This window comes from Ilumatobacteraceae bacterium (genome assembly GCA_033344875.1).
Classification (GTDB): Bacteria; Actinomycetota; Acidimicrobiia; order Acidimicrobiales; family Ilumatobacteraceae; genus Ilumatobacter.
The window spans coordinates 2242594-2263019 of the sequence record JAWPMO010000001.1 but is presented as its reverse complement, the minus strand read 5'-3'; the positions used below and the strand labels follow the sequence as shown (position 1 = coordinate 2263019).

General features: G+C 65.3%; 18 protein-coding genes. 9 read left to right on the top strand and 9 right to left on the bottom strand.

Features of this window, described 5'->3' with window-relative positions:
* Positions 1-20 precede the first annotated feature (20 nt).
* Genes R8G01_10710 through R8G01_10685 form a run of 6 tightly spaced genes read right to left on the bottom strand, consistent with a single transcriptional unit; the run spans position 21 to position 5943 of the window.
* Positions 21-1133: an enolase C-terminal domain-like protein gene (locus R8G01_10710; protein ID MDW3214460.1), complete on the bottom strand. Its 1113-nt coding sequence runs from the start codon at positions 1131-1133 to the stop codon at positions 21-23.
* Positions 1130-2266 (bottom strand): enolase C-terminal domain-like protein, encoded by a 1137-nt coding sequence (locus R8G01_10705; protein ID MDW3214459.1) that lies wholly within the window; start codon positions 2264-2266, stop codon positions 1130-1132. The genes R8G01_10710 and R8G01_10705 overlap by 4 nt, the downstream gene beginning before the upstream one ends.
* On the bottom strand, positions 2263-3090 hold the full coding sequence (locus tag R8G01_10700) for an amidohydrolase family protein (protein MDW3214458.1): 828 nt from the start codon (positions 3088-3090) through the stop codon (positions 2263-2265). The genes R8G01_10705 and R8G01_10700 overlap by 4 nt, the downstream gene beginning before the upstream one ends.
* 8 nt (positions 3091-3098) lie before the next feature.
* On the bottom strand, positions 3099-4277 hold the full coding sequence (locus R8G01_10695) for a M20/M25/M40 family metallo-hydrolase (protein MDW3214457.1): 1179 nt from the start codon (positions 4275-4277) through the stop codon (positions 3099-3101).
* On the bottom strand, positions 4277-5050 hold the full coding sequence (locus R8G01_10690) for a creatininase family protein (GenBank protein MDW3214456.1): 774 nt from the start codon (positions 5048-5050) through the stop codon (positions 4277-4279). The genes R8G01_10695 and R8G01_10690 overlap by 1 nt, the downstream gene beginning before the upstream one ends.
* Positions 5047-5943, bottom strand: coding sequence for a hypothetical protein (locus R8G01_10685; protein ID MDW3214455.1), 897 nt, complete (start codon positions 5941-5943; stop codon positions 5047-5049). The genes R8G01_10690 and R8G01_10685 overlap by 4 nt, the downstream gene beginning before the upstream one ends.
* Before the next feature lie 410 nt (positions 5944-6353).
* Here R8G01_10685 and R8G01_10680 point away from each other — a divergent pair, with 410 nt between their 5' ends.
* From R8G01_10680 to R8G01_10670, 3 genes are read left to right on the top strand one after another with little or no spacing between them, the layout of a single operon-like run.
* Positions 6354-8099: an ABC transporter substrate-binding protein gene (locus tag R8G01_10680; protein MDW3214454.1), complete on the top strand. Its 1746-nt coding sequence runs from the start codon at positions 6354-6356 to the stop codon at positions 8097-8099.
* Positions 8100-8105: 6 nt separating this feature from the next.
* Positions 8106-9083, top strand: a complete 978-nt coding sequence (locus R8G01_10675; GenBank protein MDW3214453.1) for an ABC transporter permease — start codon at positions 8106-8108, stop codon at positions 9081-9083.
* Positions 9080-9979, top strand: coding sequence for an ABC transporter permease (locus R8G01_10670; protein MDW3214452.1), 900 nt, complete (start codon positions 9080-9082; stop codon positions 9977-9979). The genes R8G01_10675 and R8G01_10670 overlap by 4 nt, the downstream gene beginning before the upstream one ends.
* A gap of 380 nt (positions 9980-10359) precedes the next feature.
* On the opposite strand, the gene R8G01_10665 is transcribed toward R8G01_10670, so the two are convergent.
* Positions 10360-10734 carry a hypothetical protein gene (locus tag R8G01_10665; protein ID MDW3214451.1) on the bottom strand — a complete coding sequence of 125 codons (375 nt, stop codon included), beginning with the start codon at positions 10732-10734 and terminating at the stop codon, positions 10360-10362.
* Between the two features lie 239 nt (positions 10735-10973).
* Between R8G01_10665 and R8G01_10660 the strand changes: the two genes are divergently transcribed.
* The 4 genes from R8G01_10660 (at position 10974) to R8G01_10645 (ending at position 16844) form a co-directional block, all read left to right on the top strand.
* Positions 10974-12008, top strand: a complete 1035-nt coding sequence (locus R8G01_10660; GenBank protein ID MDW3214450.1) for an ATP-binding cassette domain-containing protein — start codon at positions 10974-10976, stop codon at positions 12006-12008.
* Entirely contained in the window at positions 12005-13660 is a 1656-nt protein-coding gene (locus R8G01_10655) for a DUF6605 domain-containing protein (GenBank protein MDW3214449.1), read from the top strand. The genes R8G01_10660 and R8G01_10655 overlap by 4 nt, the downstream gene beginning before the upstream one ends.
* An 11-nt stretch (positions 13661-13671) precedes the next feature.
* Complete coding sequence (locus tag R8G01_10650; GenBank protein ID MDW3214448.1) at positions 13672-15255, top strand: DUF6605 domain-containing protein; 1584 nt, start codon at positions 13672-13674, stop codon at positions 15253-15255.
* Between the two features lie 80 nt (positions 15256-15335).
* Positions 15336-16844 (top strand): aldehyde dehydrogenase (NADP(+)), encoded by a 1509-nt coding sequence (locus R8G01_10645; protein ID MDW3214447.1) that lies wholly within the window; start codon positions 15336-15338, stop codon positions 16842-16844.
* A 22-nt stretch (positions 16845-16866) separates the two neighbouring features.
* Here R8G01_10645 and R8G01_10640 read toward each other — a convergent pair whose 3' ends face one another.
* Positions 16867-17757, bottom strand: coding sequence for an amidohydrolase family protein (locus tag R8G01_10640; GenBank protein ID MDW3214446.1), 891 nt, complete (start codon positions 17755-17757; stop codon positions 16867-16869).
* Positions 17754-18446, bottom strand: a complete 693-nt coding sequence (locus R8G01_10635) for an acetamidase/formamidase family protein (protein MDW3214445.1) — start codon at positions 18444-18446, stop codon at positions 17754-17756. Before R8G01_10635 ends, R8G01_10640 begins: the two co-directional genes overlap by 4 nt.
* Before the next feature lie 409 nt (positions 18447-18855).
* Between R8G01_10635 and R8G01_10630 the strand changes: the two genes are divergently transcribed.
* The gene (locus R8G01_10630) at positions 18856-19629 is read left to right on the top strand and encodes an IclR family transcriptional regulator (protein ID MDW3214444.1); all 774 of its coding nucleotides are present in this window, start codon (positions 18856-18858) and stop codon (positions 19627-19629) included.
* A 20-nt stretch (positions 19630-19649) separates the two neighbouring features.
* On the top strand, positions 19650-20369 hold the full coding sequence (locus R8G01_10625; protein MDW3214443.1) for an SDR family NAD(P)-dependent oxidoreductase: 720 nt from the start codon (positions 19650-19652) through the stop codon (positions 20367-20369).
* Positions 20370-20426 lie beyond the last annotated feature (57 nt).

Here is a 20426-nt window from a genome sequence, read left to right as displayed (position 1 = left end):
CTTGGAGACGGACGGCTCGCTCATTCGATCGCGAAGTGGGCGAGAGCATCTGCGTCGATTTCGACGCCGAGACCGGGCCCGGTCGGGACGTTGACGCCGTCCCAACGGACGAACGAGGCGTCGCTGATGATGCTGTGCTCGAAGTACAACGGGCCGATGATGTCGGCCGGCATGGCGGGCGACAGCGCTGGAAGAAGCGCTGCGACGTGGGCCATCATCGCCGAACCGATGCCCAGCTCGAGATTCGATCCGATTGCGATCCCGACACCGGTTGCGGCGGCGATCTCGGCGACAGCGGCACAGACGTCACTGCCGCCGAGCTTGCCCGGGTAGATCGACCAGACGTCAAAAGCTTGCTGCGTGCTGAGTCGGACCGCATCTGCCGTCGTCCAAATCGACTCGTCGGCGACGATTGCTGCAGCACTTGCCGTTCGGAGATCGCGACACATCATGTCAGCGCCACGAGCGATGGGCTGCTCGATTGCCTCGACCCCCAACGCCGCCAACTCGGTGACGGCCCGGCGGGCTTGCTCGGCGGTCCAGCCTTCGTTGGCATCCACTGTGATCGGTGCGTCCGGGCCGACGATCTCTCTCACCCCCCGGACTCGTTCCAGATCGTCGTCGACGTCGAGTCCGACTTTCACCTTGAAGTTCCGTGCGCCGTTGTCGATCGCGACGATCGCTGCCTTGGCCACAAAATCTGCCGCCCTCGCAGGCAGGACGATCTTGGTCTCGATCGAAGTTCGGTGGATGCCGCCGAGCAGCTCTGACACGCTGCGACCCGTGGCCTTCCCGGCGAGGTCGAGACACGCCATCTCGACCGCTGCGCGGAGGAACGGCCGATTGCGGCTCGCTCGACCGATCGAACTGAGCACGGCTCGCCACTGGGTCGGGTCGGATCCCCGCAGGGTCTCGGCGATCGGACCTCGCAGCAGCCTGACGGAGCCAGAGTGCTCCTCTCCGTTCCAGCCAGGTGCGCACGTGACCTCTCCAAGTCCGACGAGGCCGGCGTCGGTGAAGACCTCGACGATGACGTACTCGCTGGTGGCGACCTCACCGTGCGCGGTCTTGGGGAGCAGCTCAGCTCGTCGCGGGACCGAGACAGCCGTTGCCCTCAGGTCGGTAACGATCACGACGCAGAGCTGGTTGAGCGATACCGGTCGACGGCGGCGAGGTCGAGTTCTCCGCCGAGTCCGGGTTCCGTGGTCGGCCGCACGAATCCTGCGGTCACGGGCAAGCCGGGCACCAACAGTTCATCGTAATAGTACAGGCTGATGATGTCGCACGGCACGAGGTCGTCGGCGAGACCCGGTGCACCGAGCGCCAGTTGGATGTGGGCCGCGGTGGCGACACCCAGTTCCATGTTGGATCCGATCGTCCAACCCAATCCGGCGGCGGCCGCCGCCGACGCGATCGAGACCGCGGGGCCGAGTCCACCCGACATGCCGACATAGATCGAGAGGACGTCGGCCGCACCGGCGGCGATCACCCGGGCGGCGTCCCGCGGCGTCCCGACCGACTCGTCGGCCACCAACGGCACCACCAACGAACGCCTGAGGTCGGCCATCCCGTCGAGGTCGTCGGCAGGCAGGGGCTGTTCGACGAACGCTGCACCGGCGACAGCGAGCGCCGTCGCTGCGGTGTGGGCCTCGCCTCGCTTCCAACCAGCGTTGGCGTCGACGCCGACGGCGACGTCAGGTCCGACGGCATCGATCACGGCACCGAGGCGTTCCAGATCCTGATCCAGTGGCCCGCGGGCCACCTTGACCTTCATGGCGGTGTAACCGAACGCGACGGCGTCCTTGGCCATGGCAACGGCCGCATCGGTCGAGATTCCTGTCAGCGAGAACTTGGTGCGGACGACGTTCTTGGTCGGTCCACCGAGCATCTCGTGAACGGGTGCGTTGTGGCGCTTGCCCCAGATGTCCCAATAGGCCATCTCGACCGCGGCCTTGGTGAACCGGTTACCGGCGAGTGCCCGTTCGAGGATCGCCGGGATGGCGAGCGGACCCGACACGGGTACGCCTACCACCGCCGGGGCGATGCAATGTTGGATCAGCTGGGCCGCTGTCACCCCCCATTCCCCGCTCCAACCGGGCGTGCACGACACTTCGCCGTAGCCGACGACGCCGTCGGTGTCGGTCAGGCGAACCATGCAGAACGGCGATGCCGCATGTGTCCCAGCGGCCGATGAGATCACCATCGCCGGCAGGATGGGAACCTCGATGGGCCAGGCCTCGATGCGGGCGATCGTGATCGGGCTCATGCCAAGCCGACCAGTTCGAGCGACGGTCGGTGGATGATGCCGTCGATCACGTCGCGAGGAACTGGCGGGAGCCCGACCTTTTCGGCCATCGCCGACACCTCGTACATGGCGGCCATCAAGAGTTCGGCGGTGCCGAACGGGTAGTCGGTACCGAAGAGCAGCTTGTCGGCGACTCCGTACTCGATCGCCGAGCGCAGCGCGTTGTAGAGCTGCCACGGTCGCGTGTGGAGGGCGGACACATCGGCGAACAGCCCGGGGTGTTTGCGAATCACGACCATGGTTTCGTCGCACCACGGATGTCCGAGGTGAGCGATGTACATCTTCATGTCCGGGTGGCGCGTGGCGACCCGGTCGAGCAGCCACGGTCGGGCGTACTCCAATGGGGCGTCTCGAACGAAAGTGGTGCCCTGGTGGATGAGGACCGGCATGCCGAGCCTGACTGCCTCGCCGAGCAGGCGATCCATGGCGATACCGGTTGGATCGACGTGTTGGTAGATCGGGCCGATCTTGAGTCCTCGCATGCCGAGGTCGTCAGCGGTCCATCGCAGGATTTCTACCGCGTCCGGTCGATTCGCATCGACACTCGCGAAACCGATCAACCGATCGGGATCCGTCGCCACGTAGGCGGCGACATACTCGTTCGGTACGACGAAGCCCGACTTCGGGGCGTCGAACGCGAGCACGACGGCCCTGTCGACGCCGTCCATCGCGGGCTGGTGAACCGCCGGCGTGCCCTCCGAGAACCCCACGGTCGACCAGCTGGCCTCCATGCCCTGTCGGAACTCGCCGGCGTAGTGCTCCGGCTCGGAGAGGTGGGTGTGCATGTCGACGATCATGAGCGCGCTCCCAGCCCGATTGCAGTGCCGAGGTAGGACCTGGCCGAACCGACCAACTGGTCGACGTCGACCCACTCGTCAGGTGCGTAGTGCCACGCGCCGACGCCATATACGACGCTCTCCAGCCCCCCGGCCACCATGTCGGCCGCATCGGTCACGAAGGCCTGTGTCGGCAGTTCGTTGGTGATGCGCGGTGCAGCACCGAGCGCTGCTTCATGCGCGGCCGACAGCGCATCGATCAGCGGCCCCTCGGTCGCTCCCAGGAACTGCTGTTGCACGGCGGTCGAGCGGACCCGCAGCTCGATCCTGTCGTCGCACGCGGCGCGCGCTGCGTCGCGAACTTGCCGGAGTACGCCGTCGCGGGTCATCCCAGGGACGGTGCGGATGTCGCCTTCGATGAACGCCTCTTCAGCAATCGCTCCCGGTGCGACACCACCCTTCACGATGCCGACGAGCGAGCGGGGGAGATCCGGCAGTCGGTCGCACGGCTCGTGTTCGTACTCGATGCGTGACACGGCGGCGTAGACGTCGTGGGCGGCGGCGAGCGCGTCGACTCCGGATTCCATGCGGGAGATGTGCCCGCCACTGCCGCGTAGTCGGATCTGCCATTTGATCGCACCGCCGTTGGCGGTGTGGATCGCCATGTCGGACGGTTCCCCGCAGATCCCGTAGCCGCTGTTCGGACCTTCGCTCACCATCAGGAACTTGGCTCCCAAGCCGATCGTGTCATGGTGCATCACGGCGTGCAGGATCAGGTCGCCGGGAAGCGTTCCGGCGTCGGGCGCAGCCTCGACAGCTGCAACCATCGCCGCCAACGCGCCTTGCATGTCGGTGATCCCGGCGCCGTAGAGCCGGTTGCCGTCGCGCCATGGCCGAAACGGATCGCCGCTCCATCCGACGGGGTAGATCGTGGCGTCCATGTGGCCGTTGAGGACGAGCGGCGGGGCGGTGTCCGCGCCGGGTACACGGGCGACCACATTGGGGCGGCCTGCGACGACGTCTTCGATGTGGACGTCGATTCCCTTGCGGTCGAGGACATCGGCGATGAACTCGGCCAGCGCCGCTTCCTCACCAGGCGGCGACGGGATCGAGCAACACTGGGTCGCCAGGTCGATCGTGCGGTCATGATCGACTGCCGCCAGGGCGGACTCGAGCGTCGCCAATGATTGAGACATCAGTGCTCCTCTGTGGTGATCGGGGTTTGCGCAACGAAGCGGGTGAGGTCGTCGCCGATCGCCCGGCCGGCGACCTCGAGCAACCGGCGCCCGGTGTCGATGTCGAGCGCTCCGGGGTCGTCGGTGTACCCCTCCGTGTCGCTCCAACCTTCCGGTCGTTCGGTGCGAAAAGCCGCTTCGGGGTTGCGTGGGTCGGTCGGGCCGAATGACGACGACGGCCCGGGCAGATCCGTGATCCGCTCGTCGAGGATCGCTCCGATCACGGAGGTCTCGAACCCGCCTGCATGGCCCGGCAGGCGAGTGCCGTCAGCACCGCCGGCCTCGATCAGCGCATCGCGGGCCATCGCCCACCACGAGCCGGCCCCGACGGCGATGCCGAACTCTTGGGCTGCGTCGCGTGCAGCGACTTGGATCAATTCGTGGTTGCCGCCGTGGCCGTTGAGGAAGAACACCCGTCGGAATCCGGATGCCGCGGCCGACCGCACGACGTCGCGAAGGACCGCCAGCAGCGTCGCACTCGACAACGAGAGCGTGGCGCCAAACGGGATGTGGTGGTCCGAGCAGCCGTAGGCGACGGCCGGAGCGACGACGACGTCGACGTCGGTCGCGGCCTCCGCTGCGCGCAGGGCAACGGCCTCGGCGTGCATCGTGTCCGTCCCGACCATCAGATGTGGGCCGTGCTGTTCGAGGGCACCGACGGGCACGACGACGACGTCGGGTGGTGTGGCGGCGACCTGAGTTCGGGTTCGGTGGGCGAGCAGCCGAGGGTTCATGGTTGAGGCACCGCCAGTCCTGCGGCACCGGGCGCGGACTGCACGAACGAGGAGCCGAAGTGTTCCATCCACTCCAACGCGACCGCTGCTCGGCGCACCTTTTCGCGTGCCTGCAGCGAAGCGCTCTCGACACGGTGCACACCGGATGGGTAGACGGGGGTGGCATTGCGCAGACCGAACTTGAGATACATCGGTGCACCGACATCCAGCAGCTCGACGGCTTCGGCGATTCGCACCGTTCCGCCCATGCCATCGGAGCCTTCGAGATACAGATCGAGCGGCAGTACGGTCGATCGGCGTAGCTCGCCGACGATCTCGGCCGGTAGGTCGGCGGGAATGTTGATCGTCGTGGCCCCGAGCTCGGTCACCAAACGCGCCATCGCACCATTCGCCACGGCTAAGGCAGCGGAGATCTTCCAGGTGATCGAAGCCGGGAGATCTCCCGATCGCTGTCGGTCGACCAGCTCCGTCAGGAGACCCAGGTCGCCGATGAGGAAACCACGGATCCCACACTCGACCGCTCGTTCCACGTCGGCGATCGCCCGATGCATTGCCGCGTCGCCGCGCACGGCGACCTCATGCCCGGTCCCGTCCGGCATGTGAGCGAGGACGCCGATGTCCCAGGAGGCTCTGGCCGCCTGGAACAGGCAGACCTCGACGCCGCTGTCAGCGGCGATCTGTGCCATCGACCGCAGTTCGGCTCGACTGAGCATCGCGGCTCCAGAACCCTGCGAGACGCGATTCACCGTCACCCCGATCGCCTCCGCCTCGGCCAGCACGTCGGTCAAGACTTGAGGCCCCTCGACCGACGGGATCTCGATGCGGAAGTCGGCGCCGTCGGGGAACGCAGGGCTGCTCGGCGCGTCGGCGTCAGGGGTCGTGTCGGGTGACATGGTGGGGCCTTTCAGTGTTCGCACTTGTATTGCGCACAACGCAACGTGGGCGCGAACGGTACACAGGATCGGCGCGAGCGTCAAGTGGTAGGTGTGTACCGAAACGCACCGTTGGCGGAAGTTCGGTCAGCTGCGATCTCGGCCGTTGTTTCGGCGGCGTGAAGATGCTGTGCTCGACATCATGGCACCATTGATCGCACTAACGTTGCGCTTGTCGCACTCACATCGACGCCGCCTGTCCGATGCGCCTTCGGGGGGATGTTGGGCTCGCCGGCCGCTCATTCTCCGGTGATTCGGCACGTTGCGCTAGCCGCAACGCATTTGCGTTTTTCCTTGACAAGGCGGATCGGCTCGACGCAGACTGCCAAGACGCAATCGTCGGATCGGCGATGGAACCAAGGGAGAGACACATGAACCGTCGAAAGTTAACGGGAGCGCTGATCGCGTTCGCCGTCTTGGTGAGCGCCTGTGGCTCATCGGACGACTCCGATGCGGATGGCGGGGACTCGCCGGAGGCGTCCGCAGATTCCGGCAGCAACTCCGGCGCCGACACGTCCGAGGATGCCGACGCGGGGTCTGACGGGTCGGACGAGCCGGACGCGGAACCGCCCGCCGACGACGACGACGCGGATGCTGGCTCGGACGAGGAGACGGTGCTGACGTGGGCGCGCGTCAGCAACTTCCCACCCTGCTTCCACCCGATCTGCTTCGAGACCGGCAACCAGCACATGGTGATGCAGCTGATCTTTAACTCCCTCGTCAAGCGCGGACCGGACGAAGTCACCGTGATTCCCGACCTGGCCGACTCATGGGAGGTCTCGCCGGACGCGACGACGTTCACGTTCAACCTGAACCCGGATGCCGTTTGGCACGACGGCGAACCGGTGACCGCTGCCGACGTCGAGTTCACGATTCGTCAGGCCGTCGAACTCCAGGACGGATACGTGGCGGGGTACCCCATCACGAACTGGTTGTCGCTCGAAGGAGCCGACTCCGGCGAGATCACGGGCATCGAGGTCGTCGACGACCACACGATCACGTTGACGCTCGGAGCGTCGAACGCCGAGTTCCTGGCCGGCCTCGCCGATCCGGCGTACATGATCATGCCGCAGCACATCCTCGACGGTGAGACGGTCGATTCGTTGGAGGCTTCGGCGTTCGCGACTGCCGGTGAAGCGATCGGTTCTGGCCCGTACAAGCTGACGAGCTTCACGCCCGACCAGTTGATCGAGTTCGACGCCAACCCCGACTATTTCAAGGGCGCTCCGCAGATCGACAAGCTGTACAACCGTCTCGACGTCACGCCGGACACGGCTCCGGCGCTGATCCAGAGCGGCGAGATCGATCTCGTGTTCGACCTCCGTGGCACCGACTACGACCTGCTCCAGGGGACCGATGGCTTCGATCTCTTGCAGATCCCCGGCGTTGGCGCACAGCTCATCCAGTTCCGGGTGGACAACCCGCTCGTCGAAGATGCCAGGGTTCGCCAGGCGATCTACGCTGGCTTCGACCGATGGACACTCCACGACGCGATCTTCCCCGGTGCCGGCCCGGTGGCCTGGACCGACCCCGGTCTCGATGCGGACACTCCCGGCCTCGACAAGTACGAGTTCGATCTCGATCGAGCGAAGGCGTTGATCGAGGAAGCGGCTGCGGACGGCTTCGACCCGTCAGCACCGCTGCGCATCATCTACTACCCCGAAGAGCCGGGTTGGCCGGAGATCGCCGCCGCGCTCGCGAACGACATGACCAACATGGGTCTCAACCCGGTGCTCGACCCGACGGATTCCGCCGGTTGGCAGGATCGCTTGGGCACCGGTGACTACGAGATCTCGTTGAACTGCTGTGGTTCGTTCGGCATCAGCCCGAACGTCGGCGGCGGGTTCTACAGCTGCACCGAGCCTCGTGGCACGTTCTACCAGAACTGCGACCTCGACCAGCTGTACGTCGACGCGCGCTCGACCGGTGTGCCGGAGGAGCGTGCCGAGTTGTATGCCGAGGTCGCGACCATCCTCAATGCCGATCTGCCGATCCTGTTCCTGTGGACGGTGTCGGGAACGCACGCCGCCTCCACCAGACTGGACGGCTACGAGATGTACCCGAACAGCCGCGAGTCGTTCTCACAGATCGAGAACTGGACGCTGAGCGACTCGTAACCGAACATGTTGCTCGCCCGCTACGTTCTGCGCCGACTGGCGATCTCGATCCCCGTTGTCTTCATCATCACCGTCATCGGCTTCGTCACCTTGGCGATGGCTCCGGGTGATCAGCTGACAGCACGGGTGGGTCCGGAGATCCTGTCGCAGTTGTCTCAGTCCGAGATCGAGGGCCTTCGCTCCGATCTCGGACTGGACAAGCCGGTCATCGCCAGATATGGCATCTGGTTGCAGGACGTAGCGGGCGGCGATCTCGGCTACTCGGTGGTCAACAAGCGACCGGTCGCCGAAGAGCTCAAGGCGCGGATCGGTCCGACGCTGCTCCTGATGGGAACCGCCTTGGTGATCGGCATGGTCGTCGGCACGGTGCTGGGTGTGATCGCCGCGCTCCGGCAGTACTCGGCTCTCGACTACCTGATCGCCGGGTTCTCTACGGCGATGGTAGCGATTCCCGGCTTTGTCGTCGGCTTGGTCTTCATCTACTTCTTCGCGGCCAAGTTGCAGTGGCTGCCGGCCGCGGGAATGCACACGCCCGGGATGGAGGACTCCAAGGTCGACCTCATCAAACACATGGTGATGCCGGCAACCATCCTGGGGCTGGCGCTCGCAGCCCCGGTGACCCGCTATGCGAGGGCGAGCATGCTGGAAGTGTTGAACGCCGACTACATCGTCACCGCCCGAGCCAAGGGAATCGGGGTCCGTCTGGTGATCTTGCGACATGCTCTCCGAAACGCGCTCGTGCCGATCATCACCGTCGGAGGCCTTGCGCTGCCCGACCTCGTCGCCGGAGCGGTGATCACCGAATCGATCTTCGGCTGGCCCGGCATGGGTCAGCTTGCGGTCAAAGCCGCCAGCAGCCGCGACGCCAGCCTGATGATGGGCGTCATCCTCGTCGTGGCGATTACGGTCCTCATCGCCAATCTCGTCACCGATCTGGCGTACGGCGTCGCGGACCCCCGCATCCGGCTGGTTCGTAAGCGATGAGCGACGACCGCGACGCCCTCCAACTCGAACTGTTGGCGACCGAGCCGGCGCTCACGCCGGCTCGCCAGGCGCTCGCACGGTTCCGTCGCCACAAGTTGGCAATGGTCGGGCTGGTGATCATTACGCTGTTCGTTCTGATGGCTGTGTTCGCACCGCTGTTGGCAACCCATGATCCCGAACAGTTGGACCTGCTCGAGATCCGGCAGTCGCCGAGTGGGTCGCACTGGCTCGGTACCGACGGCACCGGGTACGACGTATGGTCCCGCTTGGTCTACGGCAGTCGGGTGTCGCTCATCGTCGGCTTCGGGGCGGTTGCCCTATCGATCACGATCGGCATCCTGGTCGGGTTGCTCTCCGGCTACTACGGCGGTTTCATCGATGGTGCCCTCGGTCGATTGATCGACACGTTCCAGAGCATGCCGGCGTTCCTGATGGCGGTCGTCTTCGTGTCGTTGATCGGACCGAACACCAAGAGCATCATCGGTGTGATCGCCTTGCTGGGCTGGCCGGCTACAGCGCGGCTGGTGCGCGGCCAGTTTCTTGCGCTGCGCGACGCAGAGTTCGTCGTGGCTGCCCGTGTGATCGGTGCACCCAACCGTGCGATCATCTTCCGTCATCTACTCCCCAACGTGCTCGGACCGGTTTCGGTCGCCGCCACCTTCGGGGTGGCCGGTGCAATCCTGACCGAGGCCGGACTGAGCTTCCTCGGACTCGGCGTCCGCCCCCCGGCGCCGACTTGGGGGTCGATGGTGAGTCAGGCCCGCGCGGCGGACGTCCTGTCGAACATGCAGTGGGTCTGGGTGCCCCCCGCCGCAGCGATCGCGCTCGTCGTGCTCGCAGTGAACTTCGTCGGTGACGGGCTGCGCGACGCCGTCGATCCGGAGTCGCGAGAATGACGACACCAAACGAAGCGGTCGAACCATTGCTGCGAGTCCACGATCTCCACGTCACGTTTGAAGGCAGGACTGCCGTCCACGCGGTGCGCGGCCTGAACTTCGAGGTCGGCAGCGCCGAGCGATTCGGGCTTGTCGGCGAATCGGGATCTGGCAAGAGCCTGTCAGCTCGCAGCATCCTGGGCTTGTCGCCGCGTCGCGCCCAGGTGAGCGGCTCGATCCGCTTCGACGGGCGTCAGTTGAACGGGCTGAGCGAGAGGCAGTTCAGGACGATCCGGGGCAAGCGCATCGCTCTGGTGTCGCAGGATCCGCTCTCGAGTCTCAACCCGGTACTGACGATCGGTCTGCAGATCACGGAGGCAATGGAAGCGCACCTCGAACTCTCACGCAAGGACGCCCGTACGCGCGCCGTCGACCTGCTGCACTCCGTCGGAATTCCACAGGCTCGCGAGCGTCTCGACCAGTACCCGCACCAGCTCTCCGGCGGGATGCGTCAACGAGTGGCGATTGCGATTGCTCTGTGCTGTGAGCCCGACCTGCTGATCGCCGATGAGCCGACCACAGCGTTGGACGTCACCGTGCAAGCACAGATCCTGGAACTGATCGCCGAGTTGACGACGGCACGTCAGATGTCCGTCTTGATCATCACGCATGACCTCGGCGTGGTTGCCGGATTCACCGACCGAGTCGGAGTGATGTATGCCGGTCGCGTTGTCGAGACAGGTCCGACGCGAGAGGTCCTCGCTGGCCCCGATCATCCTTACACCTTGGGACTTCTCCGATCGGTTCCGAGAGTCGACGCCGACATCCTCGGCGAACTCGACTCGATTCGAGGGCAGCCGCCGAGTCTCACTCGGACGATCGGAGGGTGCGCATTTGCTCCACGATGTGACAGCGCCATCGACGTGTGCTCCACGATCGAGCCGCCGGTCCACCTACTCGATCACGGCCAAGAGGCCTGGTGCCACAACCCGGCCCGGCCGAGAGATGCTGTCCGATGAGCCGACTCTTGGAGATCCGCGACCTGGCAGTGCACTTCCGCGGTCCGCCGGACGGCCTCGTCGGGCACGGTGATCCGATTCGTGCGGTTGACGGGGTCGATCTCGATTTGGACGCCGGTCGGACACTCGCTCTCGTCGGCGAATCCGGCTCTGGCAAGACGACCGTCGGTCGGGCGATCGTTCGGGTGCAAGACGTGGCTCGCGGCTCGATCGAACTCAACGGGCGCGACCTGATTGCGCTCACAGGTCGTCAACTGCGCGATGCGCGCCGATCATTCCAGCTCATCTTTCAGGACCCGCTGTCGAGCCTGAATCCTCGGTGGACGGTCGGCGACATCATCACGGAGCCATTGCGTATTCATCGTAAGGGGGTCGGCAACCATCCAGCGCGGGTCACCGAGCTCCTTGAGTTGGTTGGTCTCCCCGGTTCGGCGAGCCGGCGTTATCCGTTCGAGTTCAGTGGCGGTCAGCGCCAACGGATCGGCATCGCACGCGCCCTCGCCGTCGAACCCGATCTGATCGTCTGCGATGAACCGGTGTCGGCCCTCGACGTGTCGATCCAGGCGCAGATCATCAACCTGCTCAAGCGGGTCCAGCGCGAGACAGGCGTCGCCTACCTCTTCATCTCTCACGATCTTGCCGTTGTGCGTCACATGGCTGACGATCTCGCAGTGATGTATCTCGGGCGAATCGTAGAGTTCGCCGCAGCGAGCGACGTCTATTCGCAGCCGCGCCATCCGTATACGGCGGCGTTGATGTCTGCGGCACCGGTACCCGATGCGGACATCGAGCGAGAACGTGATCGCGTCGTTCTGACCGGCGATATTCCGAGTCCGAGCAACCCACCATCGGGTTGCCGCTTCCACACTCGGTGCTGGCTTCGTTCGGCACTGGACAATCCTGCGCCGTGTACGACCAGCGACCCCGCGTTGATACCGGTCGTCGCGGGGTCTCCGCATACGGCGGCCTGTCACTTCAGCGACCAAGTTCCGGCCATGTTGCCCACCCGAGAGAGTCACGACACCCGATGAATGCACCCCCAATCGTCGCGTACGTCAGCGACGAAATGTACGTCGCTATCGCCGATGCCCAGGTCGAGTTTGTCGATCCGGAGCACCCGGCGAACACCTTCGTCGCCCGCACCGGTCCCTCAGGAGCGGTCTCGGCACCGCTCACAGTAGGCCGCTGGAAGGTCTCCCTCGCAGCGCCCGGATTTGGGTCGAAGGTGAGCGAGATCACGGTGACCGCTGATGGTGAGCCGTCGATGCTCCGGCTCCTGTCCGACCGGATGTATGGCTACGCCCGCCCCAAGTCGGTGTGTGCCGGCGAGCAGATCGAACTGTGCTTGCACGCTGCCGAGCCGTTCAGGATCCAACTGATGCGTCACGGCTTCGTGCGAGCGCCGGTCGGCAAGCCGCGCCACTACGAGGCGTTTGCGCCACTCGGCGACCGCCAGTTGATTCCCGACGGCGACATCTCGGCGAGCGGGGCGCAGTGGAATCGATACGGCTGCGCTCAGCCTCCCAGCGGTGCTCTGTTCTGGGAGGCGCCTCAGGAATCAGGCTTGTATTTCTTCCACATGTCGGCCCGTTCTGGTGCCCACTTCGCCTTCCCCGTCGTCGTGGCGCCGAGTGCGCCGACCGCCAAGTTGGCTGTCTTGATCTCCGAGTACAACTGGAACGCGTACAACGACTTCGGCGGACGCAGCAACTACGTTGCCGCCGGGCAGTTGCCGGACCGGCCCTCGATTGCGCCACGTCAGGAATCTCCGTGGTTCCGCGATACCGGCGGTCGATGGTGGAATCGCGAGGACTATGACCCGTTGAGTTTCGACAGGCCGGCATTGTTCAACGGCGTCGGCGAGCACGAGCAGGCCACCGACCCGATGTGGCGGATCGGCACCGAGCACCTCGCTCCTGGGGAGTGGCGGATGCTCGCCTGGCTCGAGCGCGAAGGGATCGCACACGACACCTACGCCGACGGCCAACTCGACGACGGGAGTCTCGACCTCGACGACTACGACGCCTTGCTGATCCACACCCACCCGGAGTACTGGACACGCGAGATGTACACGCGAACCAAGGAGTGGGTCTTCGAGCGTGGGGGCAACTTGATGTACCTCGGTGGCAACGGCATCAACTGCATGGTCGAACTGACCGACGACGGGACGGCGATGATCGCTCGCAACGGCGACGTGTCGGAATGGGTGAACGTGCGCTCGTTCGAGGACGTTCCGGAGGCCCGCATGCCGAGCAGGTTCGGGGCTCAGGTCGAGAACGAGGCGCACCTGCTCGGCGTGTCGACGACCCTCACCGGGATGGATACCACGGCCCCGTACCGGGTGCTGGACGCCGACCACTGGTCTCTCGCTGGACTCGATGTGTCCGCAGGCGACATGTTCGGCCTCGACTCGCTCGATCGACGGTGCCCGCCGGGCGGAGCGTCAGGTCACGAGACCGACAAAGTCAACGAGTTCTCACCGGCCAACATCGAGCTGATCGCCAAAGGCGAGAATCCGGACAACGGAGGAGGAGAGATGGTCCACTTCGACACGCCCTCCGGTGGCGCGGTGTTCTCGGTCGGTTCGATCTCGTGGCCGGCCGCACTGTTGGTCGACGAGGGCGTCTCGGCGGTCACGGCCAACGTGATTCGCCGATTCAGCGGCGAGCGAGACCCGTCGTGATCGTCGGCTACGTGAGCGACGAACGATTCGTCGCACTGAACGGGGTCACGGTGGAGATCGCTGGCGACTGCCTTGCGGTCGACCTCGTGGTGACATCGACGCCATCGGGGGCGATCCACGCCGACGTGCCGCCGGGGACCTACGACGTGATTCTCGTCAAGGACGGCTACGGCAGCAAGCGGTCGAGCGTGGAGGCCGGCGGGGCGGACGTGCACCAGTTCCGACTGCTCTCCGACGGCTTGCTCGGTTACATGTGGCCGAAGTGTGCTCGATCCGGCGGGCGCAGCGAGTTCCGCGTTCACAGCATCGAGCCCTACAAGCTCGAGTTGTGGCGGTACGGGGCGACTCGTGAACTCGTTCGTCACATCGGTTGGTACGACGAGCACGGGCCTCGCGCGACGATGCAGATCACCCCGGATGGCGACTACTCCCAAACGGGTGTGAACTGGAACGCGGTCGGCTACTCGGCGCCTCATTTCCTGCAGTTCGTCGAGGCACCGGAGCCTTCGGGGCTCTACTACCTGCACGCAACGACCGAGACCGGGAAGTTCTTCGGATGGCCTTGGATCGTCGCGCCGGCGGAGCCGCGCCATGACGTCGCGGTGTTGGCATCCGACATCAACTGGAACGCGTACAACAACTTCGGTGGGCGCAGCAACTACGCGAACATGTCCCGGCTGCCGGACTTGCCGATCGTCAACAGTCGCCAGGATCTCGCCCGGTACGTGAACCCGGACCACGTGTTCTACACCGAGGAGACCTACGCCCCGTTGTCGTTCGAACGACCAGAGCCGCTCAACTCGATTCCTCTCGGTGACACGCTGACTTCCCCGATCGAAGGACGCTCCGCCTCGCACCTCGCTGCGGCCGAGTGGCGGCTGCTCGGGTGGATGGAGCAGCAGGGTATCGAGTTCGACCTCTACGCCGAGACGCAACTCGACGCCGGCGACCTCGAACTCGATCGATACAAGGTGCTGGTGCTCAACGCCCATCCGGAGTATTGGACCGCGAACATGTACTCGCAGGTTGCGAACTGGGTCCGCGAGCGCGGTGGACGTCTGATGTACCTCGGAGGCAACGGCATCAACTGCGAGGTGATCCTGACGGACGACGGGGCAATGGTCGCCCGCAACGGCGCGTACGGCAACGCCGGCAAGATGACCGAGCTGGGGCTCGACAGCCGGTTCCACATCTACAACGAGTCCGAGGCCAGCCTGCTCGGCGTGGCGTACTCCGAGTCGGGTGGGATGACCGGCGCCCCGTATCGCACGATCGCTGCCGATCATTGGATCTTCGAGGGCACCGGATTGCAGGTCGGCGACCTGTTCGGCGAAGAGAGTCTGCACATGCGCTGCCCTGGTGGCGCGTCCGGGCACGAGACCGACAAGATCACACCGCAGTCGCCCGAAGGTCTCGAGGTCCTGGCGAAAGGGGCGAACCCCGATGACGGCGGCGGGGAGATCGTGACCTACACAACCGAATCCGGCGGCGCGGTGTTTTCGGTTGGCTCGATCATCTGGCCGAGCGCCATCCCGATCGACGACACCGTGGCTCGTATCACGTCGAACGTGTTCGAGCGTTTCCTCGCTGGGTAGGGGCGTCGAAATCGGTAGGACGTGAGGGCATCGCCGTGAACGCGGCGTTCTCGGCCCTCCCCGAGACAGACAGGATTGACATGGCCGAAGTGTTTTCGATCGATGCTCGAACTCGCGAGTCGGTGGAGGCGGTCGCCGATGAGTCGACCTCCGCGGACATCGACGACGTCGTGGCGCGAGCCGTCGCTGCGCAGCCGCAGCTCATGGCACTCGACCGACGGAGCCGCGCGCTGATGTTGCGAGCGGTCGCCAGAGCCCTGGATGAGGACGGCGAAGCCATCGTCGCGTTGGCGGACCGGGAAACAGCGTTGGGTGAGACTCGCCTGCGAGGAGAGCTCGCTCGGACGGTGGCTCAGTTCGAACACTTCGCCGAGGTGCTGGACGACGGGGCATTCCTCGAGGTCGCGATCGACTCGGAGACGGACAGTCACCCTGAGATCAGGCGGATGATGCGCCCGATCGGCACGGTCGCGGTATTCGGCGCGGCGAACTTCCCGCTGGCATTCTCGGTACCGGGTGGCGATGTCGCCTCGGCTCTCGCCGCTGGGTGCGCAGTAGTTGCCAAGGCCCACCCGTCCCACCCGGCCACGAGTGAGCGTTGCGCACGAGCGATCAGAGTCGGCCTCGACCGGTCGAGCATGCCTGTCGAGGCGATCGGGCTGATTCACGGCGCACGGGCTGGATCGCTGTTGGTGGAGCACCCCGACATCGCCGGCGTCGGATTCACCGGTTCGCTGAACGGAGGTCGAGCGCTCTTCGACTTGGCTACCTCGCGAGAACGGCCGATTCCGTTCTACGGAGAGCTCGGGAGTGTGAATCCGATGGTCGTCGGTGAGGCGGCCGCCCGTCGACGGGGCGAATCGATCGCACACGACTTCTTCGCAAGCTTCACTCTCGGTCTCGGCCAGTTCTGCACCAAACCGGGTCTGTTGTTCGTTCCGGATGAATCCATGGCGATCGTGCGCGACACGATCAGCGAGGCGGTGCTCGGTCAGACGCCGGGGGTGCTGCTGAACACAGGAATCGCCGCCGCCTACGAGCGACGGGTCGACGAGCTCCGGGCACGTGACATCTCCCTCGTGACGTCTCGGCACGGTCTCGCCTCGGGTTGCTCGAACGGCGCGACCGTGGTCTTCGCGGACATCGCCGAGCTCGTCGGCGATCCGTCGAACCTGCTCGCCGACGAGTGCTTCGGGCCATTCACGATCGTGGTCGGCTACTCCGACCACGATCAGCTCGAGGCGACGTTGCGGAAGCTCCCGAGCGCCCTGACGGCAACACTCCAGTGCGACGACGACGATCGGGAGTTCGCCCGTCGACTACTTCCGATCCTCGAGGCAGGCGCCGGACGAATCGTCTGGAACGGCTATCCCACCGGTGTCGCGGTCACCTGGGCGATGCACCACGGCGGGCCCTATCCCGCGTCCACCTCCTCGGACACGTCGGTCGGTGCCACTGCGATCCGACGCTGGGTTCGTCCGATCGCCTATCAGAACATGCCCGCCGAACTGCTTCCCGAGGAACTGAGTCACGATGTCGGGCGCTCGGTGCAGCGGCTCGACGGACGGATCGCGACCTCGGCCGGCTAGCCGGGGAACCGGGCTCGACCGGTCAGGTGAGATCTGGGAGGACTTGTTTCCAGTTGTGGTGGATGATGCGGTCTTGGATTTCGGTGGGGATGGTGGGGAGTTTGGTGCCCTCGACGATGTCGTTGACTTTTCGGAGGCCGGCGATGACGTGGTCGATGGTGGCGGATGGGAAGTCGGAGCCGAGGAGGAGTTTGTTGGTGGCTCCGTATTCCATGGCGGTGACCATGGCTTGCCAGTAGCGCCAGGGTCGGTAGTGGACCGCTGAGATGTCCGCGTAGAGGTTGGGTGTCTTGCGGAGGAGAACGATGAGGTCGGTTTCCCACGGGTGGGCGAGGTGGGCGACGATCATGGTGAGGTCGGGGAACTCCATGGCGATGTCTTCGAGGAGGAGCGGCGGTGAGACGCGTAGGCGGGCTTTGGAGGGGAAGGTGGTGCCCTGGTGCCAGATGACGGGGATGTTGTAGTGCTGGCAGCGTTCGAACACGGTCCAGTAGTCGCGGTTGGTGGGGTCCCATCCCTGGTACGCGGGGCCGAGTTTGAGACCGGTGAGTTTGAGGTCTTCGACGCAGCGTTCGAGTTCGTCGGGATGCCCGGGGTCGGTCGGGTCGACCGACGCCCAGCCGATGATCTTGTCGGAGTGGGCAGCGGCGTAGTCGGCGATCAGGTCGTTCGGGACCCAGAATCCGGTGGCTTTGGCTTGGAGGCCGAAGACCACGACCCGGTCGGCGTTGGTGGATGCTTCCCAGTGTTGTTCGGGGTGTGAGTCGTACGAGTGGAGGTTCAGGCAGGTTGCGTGTGCGGCGCCGCCGGATTGTTCGAGCTTGACCTTCTTCGAAGCCAGTGCCTCGCTGGCGAACTCCTCGGTCTGATGATCGGGGTACCAACCCAGATGCGAGTGAATGTCAACGATCATGATGCAACTCCTTGAGTGATCGGTAGTGGCGAGACGCCGAGGTCTCTGGGGACCTCGAGGCGTAGGGTCATGGGGCCGCTGCCGTACGACTGGCCGATCCGCAAGTCGCCGGCGATCGACAACAGCGCCAGCGCCTCACCGGGGGACATCCCCAATGAATGTTCGATGGCGGTCATCATCGAGTCGACAGCGGCCTCGCGAGCTTCGGTGAATGTCTGCCCGGCGACGAGTACGGCGAGCCGGTCGGGAGCGATTGCCCATGGCCATGCCAGGCCGGCATCGGCGACTCGGCTCAACGTGGTGGTCACGCGCCCACCGATCTCCAGACCGACGCCGGAGAGCTCACCGTCACCCTGCGAGGCGTGGAGGTCGCCGACGAAGACGAGTGCCCCGGGTACGTACACCGGCAGCAGGACCCGCACGCCGACGGTGACGATCGATTGGTCCATGTTGCCGCCGTGGCGACCGGGGAGAGCGGTGGACCACGGGCCGTCGTGTGGCGCCGTTCCGACACAACCGACCATCGGTCTCACCGGCAGTGTGAGATCAGGACCGAAGTGAATCGTGCCGTGGGCCACGTCGACGGTGCGGCCGACCGGTTCCGGCACCCGCCCGGTCGGGACGGGCCCGACGTGGGCATGGGCACCGCACCATCCGACCGGGTCGAAGTCGATGGCGTCGATGGACACCTCAATGGCGTCCCCGGGCTCGGTATCGTTGACGGCGACCGGTCCCGTCACAGGGTTTCCCGACCCCGGCGTCGGCAGCGGCAATCGATATGACACGCCGCGCTCGCGGTCGAGGAGCGCGCCGCACCGAGCGTCCTCCGTCGTGAATATGACGGTGGTCCCCGAATCGACCGACTCGACCGGGGACAATCCCGGGTCGTACGCGAACGCTCGGTGTTCCGACGGAACTGTGATCACATCTGTCCCCTTGGACGGTCGGTTCGGCTGATAGCGTGTGTTGCGTACAACGCAATGATGGTGCTTGTAGCGCTATTCTGCCCCGGGTGTGGGTCGGCGTCAAACACGGTCCGGGCCGGTCAAGCGAAATCCCGGTGGTAGACCTGCTGCGAAGAGAAAGGGAGACACGCCAATGGAGATGCTGCAAAGTGCCGCTCGAGTCATTCGCGTCATCGAACTGTTGGCCGAGCGGAAGTCGATGAGGCTCGATGACGTCGCCCTCGAGCTGGAAGTGCACAAGAGCAACGCACTGCGCCTCCTCGGAACGTTGCGCAGGTTCGATTGGGTGGCGGTCGACGAGCAGCAGGGGCGTTATCGCCTCGGGCACGGGCTGATTCGGGTCGGTGAGGCAGCCTCAGCGGGCTTCCGCATGGACAAGGCCATCGCCATCGCCGAGCGGTTGCGTGATCTCACGGGCGAGACCGTGCACATCTCGATTCCGGCGGGTGATGCGATGCTCATCGTCGGGACGATCGAGAGCCAGAACGTCCTTCGAGTGATCTTCAATCTCGGGACCGAGGACCCACTACACGCGACAGCGGTCGGCAAGGCCTACCTCGCATGTCAAGAATCGGGTCGGCTCACCGAGATCCTCGACCGGATCACCTTGAAGCGCTATACGCCGACGACCATCACGTCGAAGAAGAAGTTGCGGGCCCAACTCGATGACATCCGGCACGACGGCTACGCCATCAACGTGCGCGAAGCGCTCGACAGTACGGCCGCTCTCGCTGTGGCGTTGAACTTGCAGGGGGATCGGCAAGCGCCGATTTGCCTGTCGATCACCGGACCGGCCGAACGCTTCACGGAGCCGACCATCCGATCGATGGCAGCGGAGATCCTCAAGATCATCGAGCCATTTCAGGCGCTGTCGTCGTCGGCCGAATCTGCCCCGGAACCGACGTGAACGAGGGAGGCTCACCGAGCATGAGCCCGTCGAATCCGGCCCGCCGCGCCCTGGTCACCGGTGCCGCACAGGGCATCGGGTTCGCAGCGTGCGCTCGACTTCATCGCGATGGCTACTCGGTCATCGGTGCCGACTTGAGGATGCCCGATGACGGATGCCCGTCGGAGTATGAGGCCTTCTACTCGGTGGACATCTCCGACGCGTCCGATGTCAGCCGTCTCAGCGAGGCCGTCGGCGCTGTGGACGTGTTGGTGAACAGCGCAGGAGTCGTCGGGCCGAATCAGCCGAGTTGGGAGGTGTCGACCGAGTCGTGGGAGCGAACCATTGCCGTCAACCTCACCGGGACGTTCAACATGATGCGCGCCTTCGTCCCGGGGATGCGGGCTGCAGGCTGGGGACGAGTCGTCAACATCGCCAGCATCGCAGGCAAGGAGGGCAACCCGAATCTGGCAGCGTATTCGGCGTCGAAGGCGGGTGTGATCGGCCTGACCAAGGCGGTCGCGAAGGAGGTTGCCGCAGACGGCGTGCTCGTCCACAGCATTGCCCCCGCGGTGATCGCCACTCCGATGAACGCAGGGACGGATGACGACGTCCTTGCCTACATGTTGTCGCGGATCCCGATGGGACGCTCGGGTACAGCCACCGAAGTTGCCGACCTCGTGGGGTGGCTCGCCTCCGAGGCGTGCAGCTTCTCCACCGGTGCCTGTCACGACATCTCAGGTGGTCGGGCCACCTACTGAGGGGACCGGAGGGGCTCTGCGGCGGGGACATTCCGCAAGAGTCCCGCGGTCGTGGAC